This window comes from Georgenia sp. Marseille-Q6866, from assembly GCF_965111665.1.
This window is the reverse complement of record NZ_CBCOOR010000003.1, coordinates 196,766-217,694: the sequence shown is the minus strand read 5'-3', so window position 1 is coordinate 217,694 and position 20,929 is coordinate 196,766. Positions and strand designations below refer to the sequence as shown.

The window sequence follows — 20,929 nt, the reverse complement described above, 5'->3', positions numbered from 1 at the left end:
CTCCCCGGCGCGCGCCATCGCGTAGCCTGGGTGACCGTGGCCATCGACTTCCCGAACGAGATCCAGCACCTGCGCTCCACCTTCCGCGCGATCAGCGCGGTGACGGACCCGGTCGCCCTGCGCGCGCAGATCGCCGAGCTCTCCGAGAAGGCCGGCGCCCCCGACCTGTGGGACGACCAGGAGGCCGCCCAGGCGGTGACCAGCCAGCTCTCCCACGCGCAGGCCGAGCTCAGCCGGGTCGAGCGGATGGGCCAGCGCATCGAGGACCTCGAGGCGCTCGTCGAGCTCGGGGAGGAGGAGGACGGCGCGGACGCCGACGCCTTCCTCCACGACGCCGAGGCCGAGCTCACCGCCATCCGCAAGGACCTCGAGGACCTCGAGGTGCGCACGCTCCTGTCCGGCGAGTACGACCAGCGCGAGGCCGTCGTGACGATCCGTGCGGGTGCCGGTGGCGTCGACGCCGCCGACTTCGCCGAGATGCTCATGCGCATGTACCTGCGCTGGGCGGAGCGGCACGGCTACCCGACCAAGGTGCTCGACACGTCCTACGCCGAGGAGGCCGGGCTCAAGAGCGTGACCTTCGAGGTCAAGGCGCCCTACGCCTTCGGCCACCTCTCCGTCGAGGCCGGCACGCACCGCCTCGTGCGGATCTCCCCCTTCGACAACCAGGGCCGGCGCCAGACCTCCTTCGCCGCCGTCGAGGTCATCCCGCTCATCGAGCAGACCGACCACGTCGAGATCCCCGAGTCGGAGATCAAGGTCGACGTCTTCCGCTCCTCCGGCCCGGGCGGCCAGTCGGTCAACACGACCGACTCCGCGGTGCGCATGACCCACATCCCCACCGGGATCGTCGTCTCGATGCAGAACGAGAAGTCCCAGATCCAGAACCGCGCCGCCGCGCTGCGCGTCCTGCAGTCGCGTCTGCTCCTCGTGCGCCAGCAGGAGGAGAGCGCCGCGAAGAAGGCGCTCGCCGGCGACGTCAAGGCGAGCTGGGGCGACCAGATGCGCTCCTACGTCCTGCAGCCCTACCAGATGGTCAAGGACCTGCGCACCGAGCACGAGCAGGGCAACCCCTCGGCCGTGTTCGACGGCGAGATCGACGACTTCATCGAGGCCGGCATCCGCTGGCGCAAGCAGCACGAGGGCGACGCCGCCTGAGCTCACCGCGCTCGCGAGCTCAGCCCGTCGTGGCCAGCTCGCTGCGTGCGGTGACCGCGCCGTCGTGGATCTCCACGACGGCGTCCACGCCGCCCAGCTGGGACCTGTCGTGGGTGACGACCACCGTCGCGGTCCGCCGTTCCCGGGTGAGGGTGGTGAGGAGGCCCAGCACGGCCGCGCCGCGCTCGTGGTCCAGGGCGCTCGTCGGCTCGTCGACCAGCAGCACCGTGGGCTCGTTCATCAGGGCCCGGGCGATGTTCACGCGCTGCCGCTGACCGCCGGACAGCTGGTGCGGGCGGTGGTCGGCGCGGTCGGCCAGCCCGACGGCGTCGAGCAGCTCCAGTCCGCGGGCACGTGCCGAGGCGGCGGGCGTCCCGGCGAGGTGGGCGACCACCTGCAGCTGCTCGACCGCCGTCAGCGACGGCAGCAGGTTCGGCTGCTGGAAGATCGTGCCGATGCTGGTCCGGCGCAGGGCGGTCAGCTCCTTGCGGCTCAGGCCCGTGGTGTCGCTGCCAGCGACGACGACGCGCCCGGAGTCGGGGATGATGAGCGTGGCGGCGACAGCCAGCAGGCTCGACTTGCCGGAGCCCGAGGGGCCGACGAGCGCGGTCACGGTGCCGGCCGGGACGCTCACGGTGACGTCGTCGAGGGCGGTCAGCCGCGACGAGCCGTCGGGGTAGGTGAGGGTGATGTGGGACAGGTCGAGGGTCATCGGGCGCTCCCAAGTGCGGTCAGGGGGTCGACGGAGGTGATCCGGCGCACGGCGAGGCCGGCGCCCAGGACACCGAGGGCGATGAGGACGAGGGCGGGCAGCAGCGTCGTCGACGCGCTGAGGACGAAGGGCACGGCGCCGCCGATCGCCAGGCCGATCCCGGCGACGATCGCCGTGCCCAGGCCGGTGCCCAGGGCAAGCAGGACTGCGGCCTGGCCGAGGGCGTCACGCAGCAGGTAGCCGGTCGAGGCACCGAGCGCCTTGAGCACCGCCACGTCCCCGGAGCGCTGGATGGTCCACACCGTGAAGAACGCCCCGATCACCAGCGCGGAGATGGCGAAGAGGAAGCCCCGCATGAGGTGCAGCGAGCCGTTCTCCGAGGTGTAGGAGCCGATCGCGCTGAGCGAGTCGGCGCGGCTGACCGTCTCGGTGCCGAGCTCGGCGTCGGCGGCGGCGAGGCCGGCCGTGTCGGTGGTCGTCAGCGCGACCACGGTGGCCACCGGCGCGCCGTCGTGGCCGGGCTGCTGGACGTCGTCGAGTGCCGCCCACACGACGGGGGTGTGGCTGAAGGAGTCGTCCCCCGCCACGGCAGCCACCGTGAGAGCGGTGCCGGTGAGGGTGATCGTGTCCCCCTCGCCAGCGCCCAGGTCCTCGGCGGCCGTGGACGACAGGACGACGGTGCCGGCCGCGACCTCGGCGGGCGCCAGGCCGGAGCCCGGCAGCACGCCGAAGCTCGAGACACTGGCGGTGGCGTCCCCGGCCTGCGCTCGGGTGGTCGTGACGGCGAGCGGCTCGGCCCGGCTGACGCCGGGCTGCGCCGCCCAGGCCTGCCAGGTGGGCTCCTCGACGCTGGAGGCGGTGAAGGCGATGCCCTCGCCGTCGGCCGGGGCGGCGAAGGCCAGGTGGTCGGCGGGCAGGTCGATGATCGCCGAGGTGCTCTGCCGCGCCAGCCCGGCGGTCAGTCCGGAGACCAGCCCGACGAGCACGGTGATGAGGACGACCACCGCCCCCATGAGCACGAACCTCCCCTTGGCGAATCGCAGGTCTCTCCAGGCCAGGAACACGATCGGGCCTCCTCACGTCTCGGTGCCGGGTGGTTCCCCGGCGCTGCTCCCAGCCTCCGGGCGAGGGGCCCTGCCGGGCATCGGGCGATGGGCTGCGTTCCGGTGGCCGGCCGATCCATGCGCCGCTACACCTTTCGGCCGATGCCGCCGGGCGGTGCCGCGCCTACGCTGGGTGTCCTGTGAACCCCGACGCGCTGACCCCCGTGCTGCGGGTGCTGCGGCTGTGCCTGCACCTGCTGGTGCTCGCCATGCTCGGGCTCGCGGTGCTGCGTGCCGTCACCGGGCAGTCCGGGGTGCCGAGCGCCGGCGCCGTGGTCGCGTCGGCCAGCGTCATGGCCGCCGTCTACGGCGCCGGCTCGCTGGTGCCACGGGTGCGTCGCTCGCCGCGGGCGGCCGCGCTGTGGCTTGCCGCCGTCGCGGTGTGCTGGCTGGTCCTGCTCGCCTTCTCCGCCGACGCCGTGTGGCTCGCCTTCCCGCTCTTCTTCCTCCAGCTGCACCTGCTGCCCTTGCGGCTCGGCCTGCTGGCCGTCGTGGCGACGACAGCCGCGGCCGTCGCCGGCTTCGGCTGGCACCAGCACACGCTCACCGCGCCGATGGTCGTGGGCCCGGTCCTGGGGGCGGCGGTGGCCGTGGCGACCGTACTCGGCTACCAGGCGCTGTACCGGGAGAGCGACGCGCGGCGCCGGCTCATCGTCGAGCTCACCGAGACCCGGGCCGAGCTGGCCGCCGCCGAGCGCGCCGCCGGGATGCTCACCGAGCGCGAGCGCCTCGCCCGGGAGATCCACGACACGCTCGCCCAGGGACTGTCGAGCATCCAGCTGTTCCTGCGCGCCGCGGAACGGGCGCTGCCCGACCGGCCGGACGTCGCGGCCGGCCACGTCGTCCGGGCCCGGGAGGCGGCCGTGGACAACCTCGCCGAGGCACGTCGCTTCGTGCGTGACGAGACGCCGCCGGGACTCGACGCCGGAGCGCTGCCGGCCGCGCTTGAGCGGCTCGCCGCCGCCACGACCGACGCCGGCGTGGCCACCGCCGTGGTCGCCGCCGCGGCACCGGACGAGCTGCCGACGAGCCATGAGGTCGCCCTGCTGCGGGTCGCTCAGTCGGCCCTGGCGAACGTCGTCCAGCACGCCGCCGCGACCCGCGCGCGCGTCACGCTCGGCGTCGTCGGCCACGAGGTTCGCCTGGAGGTTGCCGACGACGGCGTGGGCTTCGACGCGCAGGACGTCCACCCTGCCGCGGACGGCGGCTTCGGCCTGACCACGATGCGCGCCCGGGCGGACGCGCTCCACGGCACATTGACGGTGGAGTCGGCGCCCGGGCGGGGAACCGTGGTCGCCGTCCGCCTGCCGCTCGGCGGTGAGGGCGTGGAGCCGTGAGTGCGCCGCGCATCCGGCTGCTGCTCGCCGACGACCACCCGGTGGTCCGCGCGGGGCTGCGGGCGGTGCTCGAGACCGAACCGGACCTCGTCGTCGTCGCGGAGGCCGCCACCGCGGAGGAGGCCGTCGAGCTGAGCGAGACGACCGCCGTCGACGTCGTCCTCATGGACCTCCAGTTCGGCGCGGGCATGCACGGCTCGGAGGCCACAGCCGCGATCACCGCCCGTGCCGGGGGTCCGCGCGTGCTGGTCCTCACCACCTACGAGACGGACGTCGACATCCTCGCGGCGGTGGAGGCCGGCGCGACCGGCTACCTCCTCAAGGACGCCCCGCCGGAGGAGCTGACGGCCGCGGTCCGGGCCGCGGCCGGCGGCAGGTCCGCACTGGCACCTGCCATCGCCGCTCGGCTGATGGACCGGGTGCGCGGCCGGGGTGAGTCGCTCAGTCCGCGGGAGGTCGAGATCCTCCAGCTGGTCGCGCGCGGCCTGAGCAACCAGCAGGTCGGCTCCGAGCTCTACCTCAGCCCGGCGACCGTGAAGTCACACCTGGCGCACATCTACGCCAAGCTGGACGTCGGCTCCCGGACCGCCGCCGTCGCGGCCGCCACCGAGCAGGGGTACATCCGCCGGTAGCACCGACCGGTGGACCCGGTCGCACGGCGTGGGCCCGCGCCGCCGCCGTCGGCGTGTCGGCCGGGGAGCGGGGGAGACGCGTGCCTACTCTCGAGAAGGCCAGAGTTCCGCCTTCCCCCACTTCCGAGACTGGCTCCAGAGCATGATTCGATTCGAGAACGTCTCCAAGGTGTACGCCAGGGGCGCGCGACCCGCGCTGGACCAGGTGACCCTGGAGATCGAGCGCGGCGAGTTCGTCTTCCTCGTCGGCCAGTCCGGCTCCGGGAAGTCGACCTTCCTGCGGCTCGTCCTGCGCGAGGAGCGCGCCACGTCCGGGCAGGTCTTCGCCCTGGGCCGGGACCTGTCCACGGTGTCCCAGTGGCGCGTGCCCCAGCTGCGCCGCCAGATCGGCATGGTCTTCCAGGACTTCCGGCTGCTGCCGAACAAGACCGTGTTCGACAACGTCGCCATCGCCCTGCAGGTCATCGGCAAGCCCCGCCACCACGTGCTCACCACGGTCCCCGAGGTCCTGGAGACCGTGGGCCTGGAGGGCAAGGAGAAGCGCATGCCGCACGAGCTGTCCGGTGGTGAGCAGCAGCGCGTGGCCATCGCCCGTGCCTTCGTCAACCGGCCCGCGATCCTGCTGGCCGACGAGCCCACCGGCAACCTCGACCCGACGACGTCGATCGGGATCATGCGGCTGCTCGACCGGATCAACCGGATCGGCACCACGGTGGTCATGGCCACCCACGACGACGAGATCGTCGACCAGATGCGCAAGCGCGTCATCGAGCTCGAGGACGGCCGGACGGTGCGCGACCAGTCGCGCGGCGTCTACGGTGCGGCGAGGTAGGGACCATGAGACTTCGCTTCGTCCTCTCCCAGCTCGCCTCCGGGCTGCGGCGCAACGTGTCGATGACGATCTCCGTCGTCCTCGTCACCTTCATCTCCCTCGTCTTCGTCGGCGCCGCCGCGCTGCTGCAGATGCAGATCGGCAACATGAAGGACGACTGGTACGACCGCGTCGAGGTCTCCGTCTTCATGTGCCCGCAGGACTCCGCGGTGCCCACCTGCGCCACCGGTGAGGTGAGCGAGGACCAGCTCGCCGACATCGAGGAGCTTCTCGCCTCCGAGGCGCTCGCCCCCTACGTCGACGAGGTCTTCTTCGAGACCAAGGAGGAGGCCTACGCGGCCTTCCAGGAGCAGATGCCCGACACGGTGTGGACCCAGTCCCTCACCCCCGAGCAGATGCAGGTCTCCTTCCGGATCAAGCTCGTCGACCCCGAGCAGTACCAGGTGGTCGCCGACGAGCTCACCGGCCGGCCCGGCGTCGAGGACGTCGTCGACCAGCGCGCGCTCCTCGAGCCGCTCTTCCTCATCCTCGACCGCGCCACGCTCCTCGCCGTCGCCCTCGCCGGCGTCATGATCGTCACCGCGGTCCTCCTCATCACGACGACGATCCGGCTGTCGGCGATGAGCCGACGGCGCGAGACGTCGATCATGCGGCTCGTGGGCGCGTCCAACCTGTTCATCCAGCTGCCCTTCATGCTCGAGGGCGCGCTCGCCGCGCTTGCCGGTGCGGCACTCGCCGTCGGCGGGCTCTGGCTCGCCGCGCGCTACCTCGTCGAGGGGTGGCTGGCCACGGAGTTCCAGTGGGTGCAGTTCGTCGACACCGGCGACGTCCTGCTCATCGCGCCACTCCTGGTCGCCGCCGCCATCCTGCTCGCCGGCATCAGCTCGCTGGTGTCCCTGAGCCGCTACACGAGGGTCTGACATGACGAGCTCCCGTAGTCCCCGCCGTCTCCGCGTGCTGCTGTCCGCGGCGCTCGCCGTCGTGCTCCTCGCCGGCGGCACCTCCGCCGTCGCCGACTACGACGACGAGATCCGCGAGTACGACCGCCAGCTGCGCCAGCAGCGGGAGGAGCGCGAGGAGCTCGCCCGCGAGCGGGAGGCGCTGGAGTCCCGGCTGGAGGGCACCAACGCCGACCTCGCCACCGCCTACCTCGCCCTCGAGGACGCCAACGCGCGCCTCCCGCTGGCCGAGGCCGCGCTGGCCGAGGCGCAGGACGCGCTCGCGGCCGCCGAGCGCGAGGAGCAGGCGGTGGCCGACCGCCTCACCCTCGCGGAGAGCGAGCTCGGGGACCTCGGCGAGCAGCTCGCCGAGGGAGACGCGCAGATCGAGTCGACCCGCTCGTCCATCGGTGAGCTCGCCCGCAGCACCTACCGCGGCGGGGCCTCCCTCAGCGGGCTGTCGGTGGTCCTCAACGCGGAGTCCAGCGAGGAGTTCATCCGCCAGACGGCGATCGTCGACACCGCGGTGCGCACCCAGACGAAGGTCATCACCGACCTCGAGACCATCACCGCCGTCAACCGCAACCGCGAGCTGCGCCAGCAGGCCGTGCGCGACCGCATCGACGAGCTCCACGCGCAGGCCGAGGAGGCCGTGGCCGCCGCCGACGAGGCACGGGCCGCCGCCGACGCGCACCGCCGGGAGATCGTCGAGATCCAGGAGCAGCAGACCGCCCTGGCCGCCGAGCTCGAGGCGCTGCAGGGCCGGCTCAACGAGGACCTCGCCCAGAAGGAGGCCGACGACGACCGCCTCGCGGGCATCATCGCCGGCATCGAGGCGGACCGGGCGGGCACCGTCGAGCAGCGGGAGGCCGAACGGCGCGAGCAGGAGCGCCGGGAGCGGGAGCGCCGCGCGGCTGCCGCGCAGAGCAGCGGCGGGTCCAGCGGTGGCTCCAGCGGCGGCGGCTCGTCCTCGGGCGGCGGCGGTGGTTCCTCCAACAGCGGGGGTGGCAGCAGCTCCGGCTCGATGATCCCGCCGGTGCCCAACCCGCTGTACGTCACCTCCCCATACGGCATGCGCATGCACCCGCTCGCGGGCTACGAGTGGTTCCACGCCGGCGTCGACGTCCGCTCCGCGTGCGGCAACCCGCAGGTCGCCGCGGCGAGCGGCACGGTCAAGGCGACCATCCCCGCGCCTGGCAACGCCTCGCACGGCAACCAGGTCATCATCGACCACGGGACGATGAACGGCAGCGGCTACGTCACCGTGACGAACCACCTCAGCCGCTTCAACGTGCGCGCCGGCCAGTGGGTCGACAAGGGCGACGTCGTCGGCTACACCGGCATGACCGGCAACGTCACCGGCTGCCACGTCCACTTCGAGGTGTGGAAGAACGGCTCGACGATCGACCCGATGAACCTCCCCGGCTGGATCCGCAGCAACTAGCACCCTCTACATACGCCGAGAGCCGGATTCCTCCGCGGAGGAATCCGGCTCTCGGCGCAAGGAGGGGTGGTCAGCTCGGGTGGGGGAGGCCCAGCCAGTCGTGCCAGCCGTTGTGGAGCACGAGCCACGCGAGGAGGCCGTAGCCGGCCTGGCCCGGGTGCACGCCGTCGCCGGCGGCGACGTCGGCCAGCCACTGGTCGTGGGTGCGCAGCGGCGCGAAGGTCTCGACGTAGCGGACCTGACGGCGGGTGGAGACGTCCGCGTAGGCGTCCGAGAGCGCGCCCAGCGCGTCGGCGTCCACCCCGGGACGGGGCGGGGGCCCGACGACGAAGATCTCGACCTGCTGGGAGCGGGCACTGTCGAGGATGTTGGCGAGGTTGAGGCGGCTGCGCGCCAGGGACAGGCCCGCGGTGAGGTCAGCCGAGCCGAGGGCGACGACGAGCCGGTTGTCGCTGCCCGGGGCGAAGCGCCGCTGGCACTCGCTCTCCCAGCGTCCCGACAGGGCGGTGGACGTCTCGTCCGGCACCGCCAGGGAGGTGACGAAGAGCGGGTCCTCGCTGTCCGTGCGGGCGACGACGCGCCCCACCCAGCCGAGCCCGCGGGCGTCGCCCATCCCCGCGGACAGCTCGTCGCCGACGACGCAGATCCGCACGTCCCTCTCGCTCACCCTGGCTCCCTTCTCGACAGTGCCCTGAACCTACCGCGGGCCGGCCCCGAGGGGGCCGGCCCGCGTCGCGCCGCTCCGGTCAGCCGAAGGCCGACTCGAGGAGGGTGGCCTGCTGCTCCTTGTGGACACGGCCCGCACCCGTGGCCGGCGAGGCGGCCGCCGGGCGGGACACGAGGCGCAGCTCGCGCCCGCCGAGGGCCTCGCTGGAGAGGTGGTCGGACAGGAAGGTCCACGCGCCCTGGTTGGCCGGCTCGTCCTGCACCCACACGACCTCGGCGCCCGGGTAGCGGTCGAGCTCGGCACGCACGGCGTCCTGGTCGAGCGGGTAGAGCTGCTCGAGCCGGATGATCGCCGTGGACGTCGCGCCCGTCTTCTCCCGGTGCGCGGCGAGGTCGTAGTAGACCCGGCCGGAGCACAGGAGCACGCGGCTGACGTCGCCCTGGACGCCGCCCTGGTCGCCGATCACCGTCCGGAAGGTCCCGCTGGTGAAGTCCTCCAGCGGGGACGCCGCCGCGCGCAGGCGCAGCAGCTGCTTCGGGGTGAAGGCGATGAGGGGCACCCGCGGCCGGTTGTAGGCCTGGCGGCGCAGCATGTGGAAGTGGTTGGCCGGCGTGCTCGGCTGCGCCACGATCATGTTCTCCTCCGCGCACAGCTGGAGGAAGCGCTCGATGCGGCCGGAGGAGTGGTCCGGGCCCTGGCCCTCGTAGCCGTGGGGCAGGAGGAGGACGAGGGAGGACCGCTGGCCCCACTTCTGCTCGGAGGAGGAGATGAACTCGTCGACGACGATCTGGGCGCCGTTGACGAAGTCACCGAACTGGGCCTCCCACAGGACGAGCGCGTCGGGCCGCTCCACCGAGTAGCCGTACTCGAAGGCCATCGCGGCGTACTCCGACAGCGAGGAGTCGTACACCCAGAACTTCGCCTGGTCCCCGGTGAGGTACATGAGCGGGGTCCACTCGGACCCGCTCTTGGCGTCGTGGAAGACCGCGTGGCGCTGGACGAAGGTGCCGCGGCGGGAGTCCTGCCCGGCGAGGCGCACCGGCGTGCCCTCCATGAGGAGGGAGCCGAAGGCGAGGATCTCCCCGAAGCCCCAGTCGATCTCCCCCTCGCGGGACATGACCTCGCGCCGCTCGAGGAGCTTGGCGAGCTTGGGGTGGACCGAGAAGCCCTCCGGCGGGCGCACGTGCGCCGTGCCGATACGGCCGAGGACGGGCTCGGGCACGGCGGTCTGCCAGCCGACCATCGTGCCGGCGTCGACCTGTTGCGACTCGGGCAGCTCGAGCCCGGCGACCTGCTCGTCCTCGCGGACGGGCGGTCGCCAGCCCACCTCGCGGGTCTCGGTGAAGGCCTTCTCGAGCTCGGACTGGTACTCGTGCAGCGCCTGCTCCGCCTGCTCCGGGGTGATGTCCCCGCGGCCGACGAGCGCCTCGGTGAAGAGCTTGCGGGTGCTGCGCTTGTTCTCGATGAGGGAGTACATGACCGGCTGGGTCATCGAGGGGTCGTCGCCCTCGTTGTGCCCGCGGCGGCGGTAGCACACGAGGTCGATGATGACGTCCTTGCGGAACTCCTGCCGGTAGGCGTAGGCCAGCTCCGCGACCCGGGCCACGGCCTCGGGGTCGTCCCCGTTGACGTGGAAGATCGGGATCTGCAGACCCTTGGCGACGTCGGTGGGGTAGTGGGTGGAGCGGGAGCTCGCCGGACCGGTGGTGAAGCCGATCTGATTGTTCACCAGGATGTGCACGGTGCCGCCGGTGCGGTAGCCGCGCAGCTGCGAGAGCTGGAGGGTCTCGGTCACCACGCCCTGGCCGGCAAAGGCCGCGTCGCCGTGGATGAGAATCGGCAGCACGGAGAAGCCCTGCTGGCCGAGGTCGATGCGGTCCTGCTTGGCGCGCGTCACCCCCTCGAGGACGCCGTTGACGGCCTCGAGGTGGGAGGGGTTGGCCGCGAGGTACACCCGCGTCTGCTCCCCGGTGTGCGCGGTGAACTCACCGACCGTGCCGAGGTGGTACTTGACGTCCCCGGAGCCCTGGATGGTCCGCGGGTCCTGGTTGCCCTCGAACTCGGAGAAGACCTGGGCGTAGGACTTGCCCGCGATGTTCGCCAGCACGTTGAGGCGGCCGCGGTGGGCCATGCCGATGGCGACCTCGTCCAGGCCGTCGCGCGCGGCGCCGGTGAGGATGGTGTCGAGCATCGGGATGAGCGACTCACCGCCCTCGAGGCTGAAGCGCTTCTGCCCGACGTACTTCGTCTGGAGGAAGGTCTCGAAGGCCTCCGCCTGCCCGAGCTTGCGCAGGATCTGCAGCTGCTCCTCGGGGGAGGGCTTCTGGTACGGCGTCTCGAGCCGTGCCTGCATCCAGCGCCGCTCGACCGGGTCCTGCAGGTGCATGTACTCGATGCCGATGGTGCGGCAGTACGTGTCGCGCAGGATGCCGAGGATGTCGCGGAACGGCAGCCGGCTGGTGCCCGCGAAGCTACCCGTGGGGAAGGTGCGGTCCAGGTCCCACAGCGACAGCCCGTGGTTGGTGATGTCGAGGTCGGGGTGACGACGCTGACGGTAGGTCAGCGGGTCGGTGTCGGCCATGAGGTGGCCGCGCGAGCGGTAGGAGTGGATGACCTCGGCGATCCGGGCGGGCTTGCCCATCTCGGTCTCCGGGTCGACGTGGACGTCGCGCTGCCAGCGGACCGGCTCGTAGGGCACGCGCAGGGAGGCGAAGACGCGGTCGTAGAACCCGTCCTGGCCGAGCAGCTTCTCCTCGAGGATGCGGAGGAACTCCCCGGACGCCGCGCCCTGGATGATCCGGTGGTCGTAGGTGGAGGTCAGCGTGAGGATCTTGGAGACGCCGGCGCGGGCGAGGGTCTCCTCGGAGGCGCCCTTGTACTCGGCCGGGTAGTCCAGCGCCCCGACGCCGACGATCGTGCCCTGCCCGACCATGAGCCGCGGCATCGAGTGGACGGTGCCGATCGTGCCGGGGTTGGTGAGCGTGATCGTCGTGCCGGCGAAGTCGTCGACGGTGAGCTTGTTGTTCCGCGCCTTGCGGACGAGGTCCTCGTAGGCGATCCGGAACTGGCCGAAGTCCATCGCGTCCGCGGCCTTGACCGACGGGACGAGGAGCTGGCGCGTGCCGTCGGGCTTGGGCAGGTCGATGGCGAGGCCGAAGTTGACGTTCGCCGGCTGGTTCATCGCCGGCTTGCCGTCGATCTCCGCGTAGGAGGCGTTCATCTCCGGCAGCTTGCCCAGGGCCTCGACGACGGCGTAGCCGATGAGGTGGGTGAAGGAGATCTTGCCGCCCCGCCCGCGGGCGAGGTGGTTGTTGATGACGATGCGGTTGTCGACGAGGAGCTTGGCCGGGACGGCGCGCACGCTCGTCGCGGTCGGCACCTCGAGGCTCGCCTCCATGTTCTTGACGACGCGCGCGGCGGGGCCTCGCAGCTTCACCGTGCCGTCGGTGGGGGCCTCGACGCGCTGCCGGGAGGCGGGGTGGAGGTGTAGCCGGCGACGGCGGGCTGGGCGGACGCCTCGGGGCGGGCTCCTGGGCCACGGTCTCGGCGACCTTGCGGGCCTGCGGGGCGGGCGCCGGGTTGCCGGCCGTCGTGTCCGAGCCGGGCACGGACGAGGGCCGGGCCTCGGCGGCGCTGCTCGTCGAGCGGGCCTCCGGTGCCGGGCTCGGGTCGGCGGCGGGCGCGTCCTCGCGGTCGCTCGTGCCGGCGGAGGCGGGCTGCTGCGGTGCGGAGGGCTGGGTCGAGGGCTGCTGAGCGGCCCGGCCCTCGGCGGCGCCGTTGCCGGGCTGGTAGTCCTTGAAGAAGTCCCACCACGCCGGGTCGACGAGCTCGGGGTCCTTCTTGTACTGCTCGAACAGCTCCTCGATGAGCCATTCATTCGTGCCGAACGCAGCGGCAGCGGGGTCAGGGTGCTCCTGAGTGGACACTTCGGGGATCGCCCTCTTCCGAGACGTGTGTGGATGGAGGAGAAAGTGCCCTCCAAGCCTAGGCGATGCGGACGCGCCGGACGGAGCCGGGAGCGGCGATCGGGCCATATCAGCCGTCCTGCCTGCGCACCTCGGACCTCAGTCCCAACCGGCGGTCAAGGCAGTGTCAGGCGGGGCCCTGCATCGTCCCCGCGGACCGTGGCAGCCGGGGGCCGCGGGTGGGCAGCCGCAGCCGGACGGTGGCGCCCTCGCCGGCCTGGGAGTCGGCGACCTCGATCGTGCCGCCGTGGATCGCCACCGCCCACCGGGAGATCGCCAGCCCCAGCCCGGTGCCGCCCGTGCTCGCACGCCCGGTGAGCGCGGGGCTGTTGCCCCGCTGGAACCGCTCGAAGACCCGCTCCCGGTCGGCGGGCGGGATGCCGGCACCGGAGTCGACGACGTCGATGACGACCTCCCCGCGCAGCGCCGCCGAGGACGCCCGCACCGACACGAGCGTGCCCGACGGCGTGTGCCGGACGGCGTTGTCGAGCAGGTTGGCGAGCACCTGGGAGATCCGGACGGGGTCCACCCGCAGCCGCAGCTCGGCCGGCTCCACGGTCACCTCCCAGCGCACGTCCCGGCCCGCGGCGCTGGCCGCGGCGGCCGCCTCCGCGACGGCCTCGTCCACGAGTGTCCGCACGGCGACGTCCTCGAGCTCCAGCCCCACGACGCCCGCCTCCACCCGGGACAGGTCGAGGAGGTAGCCGACGAGCCGGCCCAGCCGCTGGGTCTGGCGCAGCGCCCCCTCCAGCGCCTCGGGGGAGGCGGGCACGACGCCGTCGGCGAGGTTCTCCAGCTGGGCCTGCAGCGCGGCCACCGGGGTGCGCAGCTCGTGGGACACGTTGGCGACGATCTCCCGGTGGGCGGTGTCGACGGACGCGAGGTCCTCGGCCATCTGGTTGAAGGCGCGCGCGAGCTCGCCGACCTCGTCGTTGCTCGACTCGGTGACCCGGCGCGAGTAGTCACCACGCGCCATCGCGCGCGCCGCGGCCGTCATCTCCCGCAGCGGGGAGGTCATGCCGTGGGCCAGCACCTGGGTGACGACGAGCGCCGAGACGATGGCGAGCGGGAAGGTCCGGGTGGGGCCCAGCTCGTGGCGCAGCCCCAGCCAGGTGAGGAAGGCGGCCGCGGTGACGGTGACCGCCACGAGCACACCGAGCTTGATCTTGAGGGAGCCGAAGCGGTCGAGGGGGCGCGACATCCGCAGGCCCCCTCGGGCGTGCCGCGCGCCCGGGCCGCTCACCGTGCCTCCGCGGCGTCCCCGGTCGGTTCCAGCGCGTAGCCGACGCCGTGGACGGTGCGCACGAGGTCGGCGCCGAGCTTGCGGCGTAGCGCCTTGACGTGGGAGTCGACCGTGCGGGTACCGGACGCGTCGGCCCAGTCCCACACCTCCGCGAGCAGCTTCTCGCGGGAGAACACCGTGCGGGGGCTCGCGGCGAGGCACACGAGGAGGTCGAACTCGGTCGGGGTGAGGTGGGCCTCGGAGCCGCCACGGCGCACCCGGCGCTGGTTGCGGTCGATCTCGAGGTCACCGAGGACGAGCGGCGCCTCACCGGGCTCACCGCTGTCCTCCACGGCGGTGCGGCGGGCACGCTCGGCCCGGCGGACCAGCGCCTTGAGGCGGGCGAGCAGCTCGCGCATGGAGAAGGGCTTGGTCATGTAGTCGTCGGCCCCGACGCCGAGGCCCACGAGGATGTCGGTCTCGTCGTCGCGCGCGGTGAGCATGAGGACGGGCACCTCGCGCTCGGCCTGGATCCGGCGGCACACCTCGAGGCCGTCGAGCCCGGGCAGCATGACGTCGAGGACGACGACGTCGGGCAGGAAGGTCCGCGCCGCGGCCACCCCGCCGGGGCCGTCCCCGGCGATCTCGACGCGCCAGCCCTCGGCGGCCAGCCGGTGGGCGATCTGCGCCGCGATGTCCGGCTCGTCCTCGACGACGAGCACCCGGGTGGCGTCGGTGGTGGGGGGACCGGTGTGGGCCATGAGTGCACTCTGGCACACCGGTGCCCCGCAGTACCCCCGTGCGCACCCGCTGCCGGTATCGTGTCCGCACTATGGCGCAGCAACAGACCAGCCCGCTGGAGGTCCCCGGCACCGCCGCGGGACCGGACGCGGAGCCTGCCAGTCCCGAGGCGGACGCCGAACCCCGACATCCGGAGGGTGACGCGGACGCCGAGCCCCCGAGTCCCGGCGGCCTCCCCACCCATCCAGGGGCGTGCCGGTGCTGACCGAGTGGCTGCTCGTCCTCCTGGGCGTCGCGCTCACCGCCGGCACCGCCGTCTTCGTCGCGGCCGAGTTCTCCCTCGTCGCGATGGACCCGGCCACCGTCGACCGGCGCGTGGCCGCCGGCGACAAGCGCGCCCTCGGCGTGCAGCGCGCCCTGCAGCACCTGTCGACCGAGCTCTCCGGCGCGCAGGTGGGCATCACGCTCACCACCGTCCTGCTCGGCTACACGGCGCAGTCGGCCCTCGTCACGCTGCTGGGCGGCCCGCTCGGCTCCACCGGCCTGGCCACCGCGGCCGCCGGCGCCACCGCCGTCGTCGTCTCCCTCGTGCTCGTCAACGGCTTCTCCATGCTCTTCGGGGAGCTCGTCCCCAAGAACCTCGCCCTCGCCGACCCCTTCGCGACGGCGGGCGTCGTCGCCCCGCTGCAGCGGGGCTTCACCCGCGTGCTGCGCCCGGTCATCTCCCTCCTCAACGGCAACGCGAACGCGATCCTGCGCCGCTTCGGCGTCGAGCCGGTCGAGGAGCTCGCCGGCGGCCGCTCCGCCAGCGAGCTCACCGCGCTCGTGCGCCGCTCGGCGGAGCAGGGCACGCTCGACATCGGCACGGCGACGCTCCTCACCCGCTCCATCGGGATCGGGGCGCTCACCGCCGTCGACGTCATGACCGACCGCGTGCGGATGACGGCGCTGCCGCGCACGGCGACGGCGGCCGACGTCGTCTCCACCGCCCGCCGCACCGGCCACTCCCGCTTCCCCGTCCTCGGTGACGACGACGACGACGTCGTCGGCCTGGTCAACCTGCGCCGCGCCATCGCCGTGCCCCACGACCGCCGCGGCGACGTCCCGGTGACGGCCGGCAGCCTCATGATCCCGGCGCCGCGCGTCCCCGAGACCCTCGGCCTCGCCGCGCTGCTCGTCTCCCTGCGCGACGACGGCATGCAGATGGCGGTCGTCGTCGACGAGTACGGCGGCACGTCCGGCATCGTCACGCTCGAGGACGTCGTCGAGGAGATCGTCGGCGAGGTGTCCGACGAGCACGACCGCCGCCGCGCCGGCGCCCACGAGACGGCCGACGGCAGCTGGGTCGTCCCCGGCGTCATGCGCCCCGACGAGCTCGCGCACCTCGCCCACCTCGTCGTCCCCGACGACGGGCCCTACGAGACGCTCGGCGGCCTCGTCATGGCCCGGCTCGGGCGCATCGCCGAGGTCGGTGACGAGGTCGAGCTGCCCGGCGTCGTCCTGCGCGTGGAGCTCATGGACGGCCGGCGCATCGAGCGCCTGCGCGCCCGTGGGACGGAGGTGGACGCATGAGCTCGGGAACCGCCCTGCTCGTCGGCCTCGTCCTCCTCGTCGCCAACGCCTTCTTCGTCGGCGCCGAGTTCGCGATCATGTCCGCGCGGCGCAGCCGGGTCGAGCCGCTCGCCGAGACCTCCCGCCGCGCCCGCACGGTGCTGTGGGCCATGGAGCACGCGACGCTCATGATGGCCTGCGCCCAGCTCGGCATCACCGTCTGCTCGACGGGGATCGGTGCGGTGGCCGAGCCGGCCATCGCCCGCCTCGTCGAGGGCCCGCTCATGGACCTCGGGCTGCCCGCGGCGTCCGCGCACGTCGTCGGCTTCGCCGTGGCGCTCGCGCTCGTCATCTACCTCCACGTCGTCGTCGGGGAGATGGTGCCGAAGAACCTCGCGGTCACCAGCCCGGAGAAGGCGGCGATGTGGTTCGGGCCGCCGCTCGTCCTCCTCTCCCGCGTCCTGTCCCCGCTCATCCGCGCGCTCAACGAGCTCGCCAACCTCGTCCTGCGGCTCTTCGGTGTCGAGCCGAAGAGCGAGGTCACCTCGGCCTTCACCGCCGAGGAGGTCGCCGCGATCATCGAGCGCTCGCAGCGGGAGGGCGTGCTCCAGGACGAGCTCGGGCTGCTCTCCGGGGCACTGGAGTTCTCCGAGAAGAACGCCGCCGAGGTCATGGTCGCCGATGAGAACCTCGTCACCCTCGAGGACGGAACGACCCCCGAGGCCTTCGAGGCGGCGGTCGCGCGGACGGGTTTCTCCCGCTTCCCGGTGCGCAACCTCGAGGGTGCCGTCGACGGGTACCTCCACATCAAGGACGTCCTCTACGCCGAGGGCCCGCTGCGCGCCCAGCCGGTCCCGCGCTGGCGGGTGCGCGCGCTGCCCAGAGTGGCGCCAACAGACGAGATCGAGGACGTCCTGGCGGTCATGCAGCGCACCGGGACCCACCTCGCCGGGGTCGGGCTGCCGGGTGGCCCGACGGTCGGTGTCGTCTTCCTCGAGGACATCCTCGAGGAGCTCGTCGGCGAGGTGTCTGACTCGATGCAGCGCCACAGCGCCGCCTCCTGAACCACTCGTGCACAGGGTCCGACGCGTTTGTGGACTCGGCGCCACGGGTGTCGTTACTGTTTCGTGACACGCCGGGTCTGCCCGGCGCCCCTCCATCCACCGAAAGGTTCCCTATGCCCGCGCGCGCCTCGATGCCCTCCACGGCACCGATGACGCGACGGCAGCTACGGGAGGCGGAGCGCCGCGCCGGCCAGCTCGCCGTCCGAGAGACGGCCGCCCGTGCGGCGTCCGCGCTCACCGGCTCGCTCGTCGCCATCGTCCCGCTCGACGGCACCGTCGGCCGCGTGGGCCAGGCCCGGCACGTGGCGACCGCCTCGCAGGAGGCCACGGCCGCCGTCACGGCCCCGGAGGGCAGCCCGACCGTCCCCGCGGCCGCGCAGGGCAGCACGACCGCCCCCGCCCGCCCGCAGTACCGCAGCCGCGCCGAGCTGCGCGCCGCGCACCAGGCCTCCGCGCGCCGCCCGGTCCGCGTGCACGCCCCCCGCTGGATGCCGCGCGCGGCCGTCCTCGGTGCGCTCGGTGCCGCGACGATCGTCGCCCCGCTCGCCGGCTTCGTGGGCACCGACCACGGGGCCGCCGAGGAGCTGCCCACCGTGGCCACCGTCCCGGCCGGCGAGACCGTCCTCGACGCCCTCGACGCCGCGGCCTCCCAGCTCGACTCCGACGCCGCCGGCAGCACCGCCGCCCTCCTCGCCGACTCCAGCGCCTCCGCCCGCGCGCTCGTCCAGAGCTCGCGCAGCGTCGACCGCGACGCCGCGATCTGCAGCGCCCTCACCGGCAGCGGGGCCAACGGCGCCGGCGCCGCGCTCGGGGCCGAGCGCATGGCCATGCCGCTCGCCGTCGGCACCTACACGCAGAGCTCCCTGTACGGGAACCGCGTGCACCCGATCCAGGGCACGTGGACCAAGCACGAGGGTCTCGACTTCGCCGCCCCGCTCGGCACGCCCATCCACGCGGTCGCCGACGGCGTCGTCGTCCACGCGGGTGAGGGCCTGGACGGGCGCTCGAGCATGCTCGTCATCGTCGAGCACGAGATCGACGGTCAAACCTTCTTCAGCTGGTACGTCCACATGTACGAGGACGGCGTCTTCGTCACCGAGGGCCAGCAGGTCCGCGGCGGTGAGGTCATCGGCGAGGTCGGCAACAACGGCAACTCCACCGGCCCTCACCTCCACCTCGAGATCCACCTCGACGAGTCCGGGACGACGACGGACCCCGGCGCCTTCCTCGCCGACCACGACGCCGTCATGGTCTCCGCCGACTGCTGACGACGCTGCCCTTCGGTCTGCCCGATGGGCGGATGGACCCGGGCGTGTGACCTCGGTTACGCTGGGCCGGCCGCGTGCCTGCGCGGCCGTGATCGCAAGGGGACGTGGATGTCACTGACTGCAGGGGGATTGCCGGCGCCTGTCGCCGACGCTCCTGCGACCGGTCCGCGTCCCGGCGGGCTGGCACGCCTCCGCCGCGCGGGACTGGTCGGCTGCGCCGCCCTCCTCGTCGGCACCACGGCCCTGACGACCGCCGGGACGGCGGTGCCGAGCCCCACGAAGGTGCCGGGCGGCGCGTTCGTCACGGCGGACCTCACCCTCGAGGCCGAGCCGGTGGGGTCCGTGAAGCCCCTGGCGCCGACGGAGGAGTTCGGCCTCGGTGGCGGCGTCACGCTCGTCGCCGAGTCGGTGGCCACCCTCAAGGCCCACACCGACCCCTTCACCGACTCCCCGCTGTGCGCGAGCTATCCGGTGGCCCCGGGCACCTACCGGGTGACCTCGCCCTACGGCTACCGCACCCACCCGATCTTCGGCAGCTACTCGCTCCACATGGGCGTGGACTTCGCCGCCCCGCTCGGCACGCCCATCCACGCCGTCACCGACGGCACGGTCGTCTACACGGGCGCCGGGCGGCTGGGCCGGTCCAGCGAGCTCGTCATCATCGAGCACACGGTGCGGGACACGACCTTCTACAGCTGGTACGTCCACATGTACCCCGACGGCGTCTTCGTCGAGCCCGGGCAGCACGTGCGCGCCGGTGAGGTCATCGCGGAGGTGGGGAGCAACGGCAACTCCACCGGCCCGCACCTCCACTTCGAGATCCACACCTCCGACGCGGGCCTCGGGCTGACGAAGACCCCGGTCACCCGGACGTCCACCGCCATGGTCCTCGGTGCCGTCCCGAGCCCGGGCGACGACAAGACGCCGGACCCGGACGACCCGGGCGCGACGCCGGACCCCGACGACCCGGACGCGACGCCGGACCCCGACGACCCGGACGCGACGCCGGACCCCGACGACCCGGACGCGACGCCGGACCCCGACGACCCGGACGCGACGCCGGACCCGGACGACCCGGACGCGACGCCGGACCCGGACGACCCGGACGCGACGCCGGACCCGGACGACCCGAGCGCGACGCCGGACCCCGATGACCCGAGCGCGACGCCGGACCCCGATGACCCGAGCGCCACCCCCGACCCGGACGACCCGAGCGCGACGCCCAGCCCGGAGCCGAGCAAGACGCCCAGCCCCGAGCCGAGCGAGACCCCGAGCCCGGAGCCGTCGGAGGAGCCCAGCGAGGAGCCGTCGGAGGAGCCCACGGAGGCCTCCGAGCCCCGCCCGCGCAACCCCTTCCCGACCCGCGCCTACGGCACGACCGTCGACCCCCTGCCCTTCCTCGCCTCGCTCGGCCTCACCCTGGTCGCCCCGAGCCAGTGCACGGCCTCCTGAGCGGCGGCCGCGCCGGAGGGACCCCCTACCTCGACCGGCGCGGCCCAGCCGCGCTCGCGCACCGCGGGGGAGGGGCGGAGGCGCCGGAGAACTCCCGCGCCGCCCTCGAGCACGTCGAGGCCCTCGGCTACCGCTACTTCGAGACCGACGTCCGCTGCACCGCGGACGGCGTCGTCGTTCTCCACCACGACCCCACGCTCGACCGGACGACCGACGGCCACGGTCCCCTCTCCGCGCTCACGTGGGAGCAGGCGTCGCGGCTGCGCGACCGCTCCGGCGGCTCCCTCGTCCGGCTCGACGAGGCGCTGCGGGACTTCCCGGGCCTGCGCCTCAACATCGACCTCAAGGAGGACGGCGTCGTCGGCCCGGCGCTCCGCACGATCGCCGAGGCGGGAGCGGGCGACCGCGTGTGCCTCGCCTCCTTCTCCGACCGCCGGGTGCAGGTCGTGCGCCGGGCCACCCAGGGGCGCGTCGCCACGAGCCTGGCCCGGCAGGAGACCGCCCGCCTCGTCGTCGCCGCAACGCTCGGCGCCCCCGCGCGCGGCGTCCCCACGCCGTCGGGCACGACGACGGACCGTGCCGCGTGCGTGCAGGTGCCCGTGCGCCACCGCGGCGTCCCGGTCGTCACCCCCGCCTTCGTCCAGCGCGCGCACCGCCTGGGCCTGGAGGTCCACGTGTGGACCATCGACGACGCCCCCACCATGCACCGGCTCCTCGACCTCGGTGTCGACGGCCTCGTCACCGACCGGCCCACGGTGCTGCGCGCGGTGCTGCGCGCCCGCGGGCAGTGGGACGACGGTGCCCACGGTGACCGTTCCACAGGCTTGCCGGCCCACGTGTGAA

General features: G+C 73.4%; 17 protein-coding genes and 2 pseudogenes. 12 read left to right on the top strand and 7 right to left on the bottom strand.

The annotated features are described in order from the left end of the window. Positions 1–36 precede the first annotated feature (36 nt). The gene (gene prfB / locus ACWPXV_RS04325; RefSeq protein WP_454084062.1) at positions 37–1,158 is read left to right on the top strand and encodes a peptide chain release factor 2; all 1,122 of its coding nucleotides are present in this window, start codon (positions 37–39) and stop codon (positions 1,156–1,158) included. Between the two features lie 19 nt (positions 1,159–1,177). On the opposite strand, the gene ACWPXV_RS04320 is transcribed toward prfB, so the two are convergent. Together ACWPXV_RS04320 and ACWPXV_RS04315 are read right to left on the bottom strand one after the other, a co-directional pair. Beyond that, positions 1,178–1,870, bottom strand: a complete 693-nt coding sequence (locus ACWPXV_RS04320; RefSeq protein ID WP_454084061.1) for an ABC transporter ATP-binding protein — start codon at positions 1,868–1,870, stop codon at positions 1,178–1,180. Next, complete coding sequence (locus ACWPXV_RS04315) at positions 1,867–2,934, bottom strand: ABC transporter permease (RefSeq protein ID WP_454084060.1); 1,068 nt, start codon at positions 2,932–2,934, stop codon at positions 1,867–1,869. The genes ACWPXV_RS04320 and ACWPXV_RS04315 overlap by 4 nt, the downstream gene beginning before the upstream one ends. A gap of 179 nt (positions 2,935–3,113) precedes the next feature. Here ACWPXV_RS04315 and ACWPXV_RS04310 point away from each other — a divergent pair, with 179 nt between their 5' ends. From ACWPXV_RS04310 to ACWPXV_RS04290, 5 genes are all read left to right on the top strand, one after another. Further along, entirely contained in the window at positions 3,114–4,310 is a 1,197-nt protein-coding gene (locus tag ACWPXV_RS04310) for a sensor histidine kinase (protein WP_454084059.1), read from the top strand. Further along, positions 4,307–4,942 carry a response regulator gene (locus tag ACWPXV_RS04305; protein ID WP_454084058.1) on the top strand — a complete coding sequence of 212 codons (636 nt, stop codon included), beginning with the start codon at positions 4,307–4,309 and terminating at the stop codon, positions 4,940–4,942. The genes ACWPXV_RS04310 and ACWPXV_RS04305 overlap by 4 nt, the downstream gene beginning before the upstream one ends. Positions 4,943–5,084: 142 nt before the next feature. Further along, on the top strand, positions 5,085–5,774 hold the full coding sequence (ftsE, locus tag ACWPXV_RS04300; RefSeq protein ID WP_251838562.1) for a cell division ATP-binding protein FtsE: 690 nt from the start codon (positions 5,085–5,087) through the stop codon (positions 5,772–5,774). A gap of 5 nt (positions 5,775–5,779) precedes the next feature. Beyond that, positions 5,780–6,694 carry a permease-like cell division protein FtsX gene (gene ftsX / locus ACWPXV_RS04295; protein WP_454084057.1) on the top strand — a complete coding sequence of 305 codons (915 nt, stop codon included), beginning with the start codon at positions 5,780–5,782 and terminating at the stop codon, positions 6,692–6,694. Position 6,695: 1 nt separating this feature from the next. Then, positions 6,696–8,156, top strand: a complete 1,461-nt coding sequence (locus tag ACWPXV_RS04290) for a peptidoglycan DD-metalloendopeptidase family protein (protein WP_454084056.1) — start codon at positions 6,696–6,698, stop codon at positions 8,154–8,156. Positions 8,157–8,226: 70 nt separating this feature from the next. On the opposite strand, the gene ACWPXV_RS04285 is transcribed toward ACWPXV_RS04290, so the two are convergent. Together ACWPXV_RS04285 and ACWPXV_RS04280 are read right to left on the bottom strand one after the other, a co-directional pair. After that, complete coding sequence (locus ACWPXV_RS04285) at positions 8,227–8,823, bottom strand: GDSL-type esterase/lipase family protein (RefSeq protein WP_454084055.1); 597 nt, start codon at positions 8,821–8,823, stop codon at positions 8,227–8,229. A gap of 79 nt (positions 8,824–8,902) precedes the next feature. Continuing rightward, a pseudogene (locus ACWPXV_RS04280) lies at positions 8,903–12,412 on the bottom strand (multifunctional oxoglutarate decarboxylase/oxoglutarate dehydrogenase thiamine pyrophosphate-binding subunit/dihydrolipoyllysine-residue succinyltransferase subunit); the annotation flags it as partial. Between the two features lie 2 nt (positions 12,413–12,414). On the opposite strand from ACWPXV_RS04280, the gene ACWPXV_RS04275 reads away from it, so the two are divergent. After that, positions 12,415–12,576, top strand: a complete 162-nt coding sequence (locus ACWPXV_RS04275) for a hypothetical protein (RefSeq protein ID WP_454084115.1) — start codon at positions 12,415–12,417, stop codon at positions 12,574–12,576. Positions 12,577–12,653: 77 nt separating this feature from the next. On the opposite strand, the pseudogene ACWPXV_RS04270 reads toward ACWPXV_RS04275, so the two are convergent. The 3 genes and pseudogenes from ACWPXV_RS04270 to ACWPXV_RS04260 all read right to left on the bottom strand — a co-directional run. Beyond that, positions 12,654–12,857: pseudogene (locus ACWPXV_RS04270) on the bottom strand (hypothetical protein); the annotation flags it as partial. Between the two features lie 58 nt (positions 12,858–12,915). Beyond that, complete coding sequence (locus ACWPXV_RS04265) at positions 12,916–13,989, bottom strand: sensor histidine kinase (RefSeq protein WP_454084054.1); 1,074 nt, start codon at positions 13,987–13,989, stop codon at positions 12,916–12,918. A gap of 38 nt (positions 13,990–14,027) precedes the next feature. Next, a complete protein-coding gene (locus ACWPXV_RS04260; protein ID WP_454084053.1) occupies positions 14,028–14,771 on the bottom strand; it encodes a response regulator in 744 nt (247 codons plus the stop codon). A 241-nt stretch (positions 14,772–15,012) separates the two neighbouring features. Between ACWPXV_RS04260 and ACWPXV_RS04255 the strand changes: the two genes are divergently transcribed. The 5 genes from ACWPXV_RS04255 (at position 15,013) to ACWPXV_RS04235 (ending at position 20,928) form a co-directional block, all read left to right on the top strand. After that, positions 15,013–16,323 (top strand): hemolysin family protein, encoded by a 1,311-nt coding sequence (locus ACWPXV_RS04255; RefSeq protein WP_454084110.1) that lies wholly within the window; start codon positions 15,013–15,015, stop codon positions 16,321–16,323. Continuing rightward, on the top strand, positions 16,320–17,366 hold the full coding sequence (locus ACWPXV_RS04250) for a hemolysin family protein (RefSeq protein ID WP_454084052.1): 1,047 nt from the start codon (positions 16,320–16,322) through the stop codon (positions 17,364–17,366). Before ACWPXV_RS04255 ends, ACWPXV_RS04250 begins: the two co-directional genes overlap by 4 nt. A 149-nt stretch (positions 17,367–17,515) precedes the next feature. Next, positions 17,516–18,634: a M23 family metallopeptidase gene (locus ACWPXV_RS04245; RefSeq protein ID WP_454084051.1), complete on the top strand. Its 1,119-nt coding sequence runs from the start codon at positions 17,516–17,518 to the stop codon at positions 18,632–18,634. Between the two features lie 108 nt (positions 18,635–18,742). Next, positions 18,743–20,086, top strand: coding sequence for a peptidoglycan DD-metalloendopeptidase family protein (locus ACWPXV_RS04240; RefSeq protein WP_454084050.1), 1,344 nt, complete (start codon positions 18,743–18,745; stop codon positions 20,084–20,086). After that, the gene (locus ACWPXV_RS04235) at positions 20,071–20,928 is read left to right on the top strand and encodes a glycerophosphodiester phosphodiesterase (protein WP_454084049.1); all 858 of its coding nucleotides are present in this window, start codon (positions 20,071–20,073) and stop codon (positions 20,926–20,928) included. Before ACWPXV_RS04240 ends, ACWPXV_RS04235 begins: the two co-directional genes overlap by 16 nt. Position 20,929 lies beyond the last annotated feature (1 nt).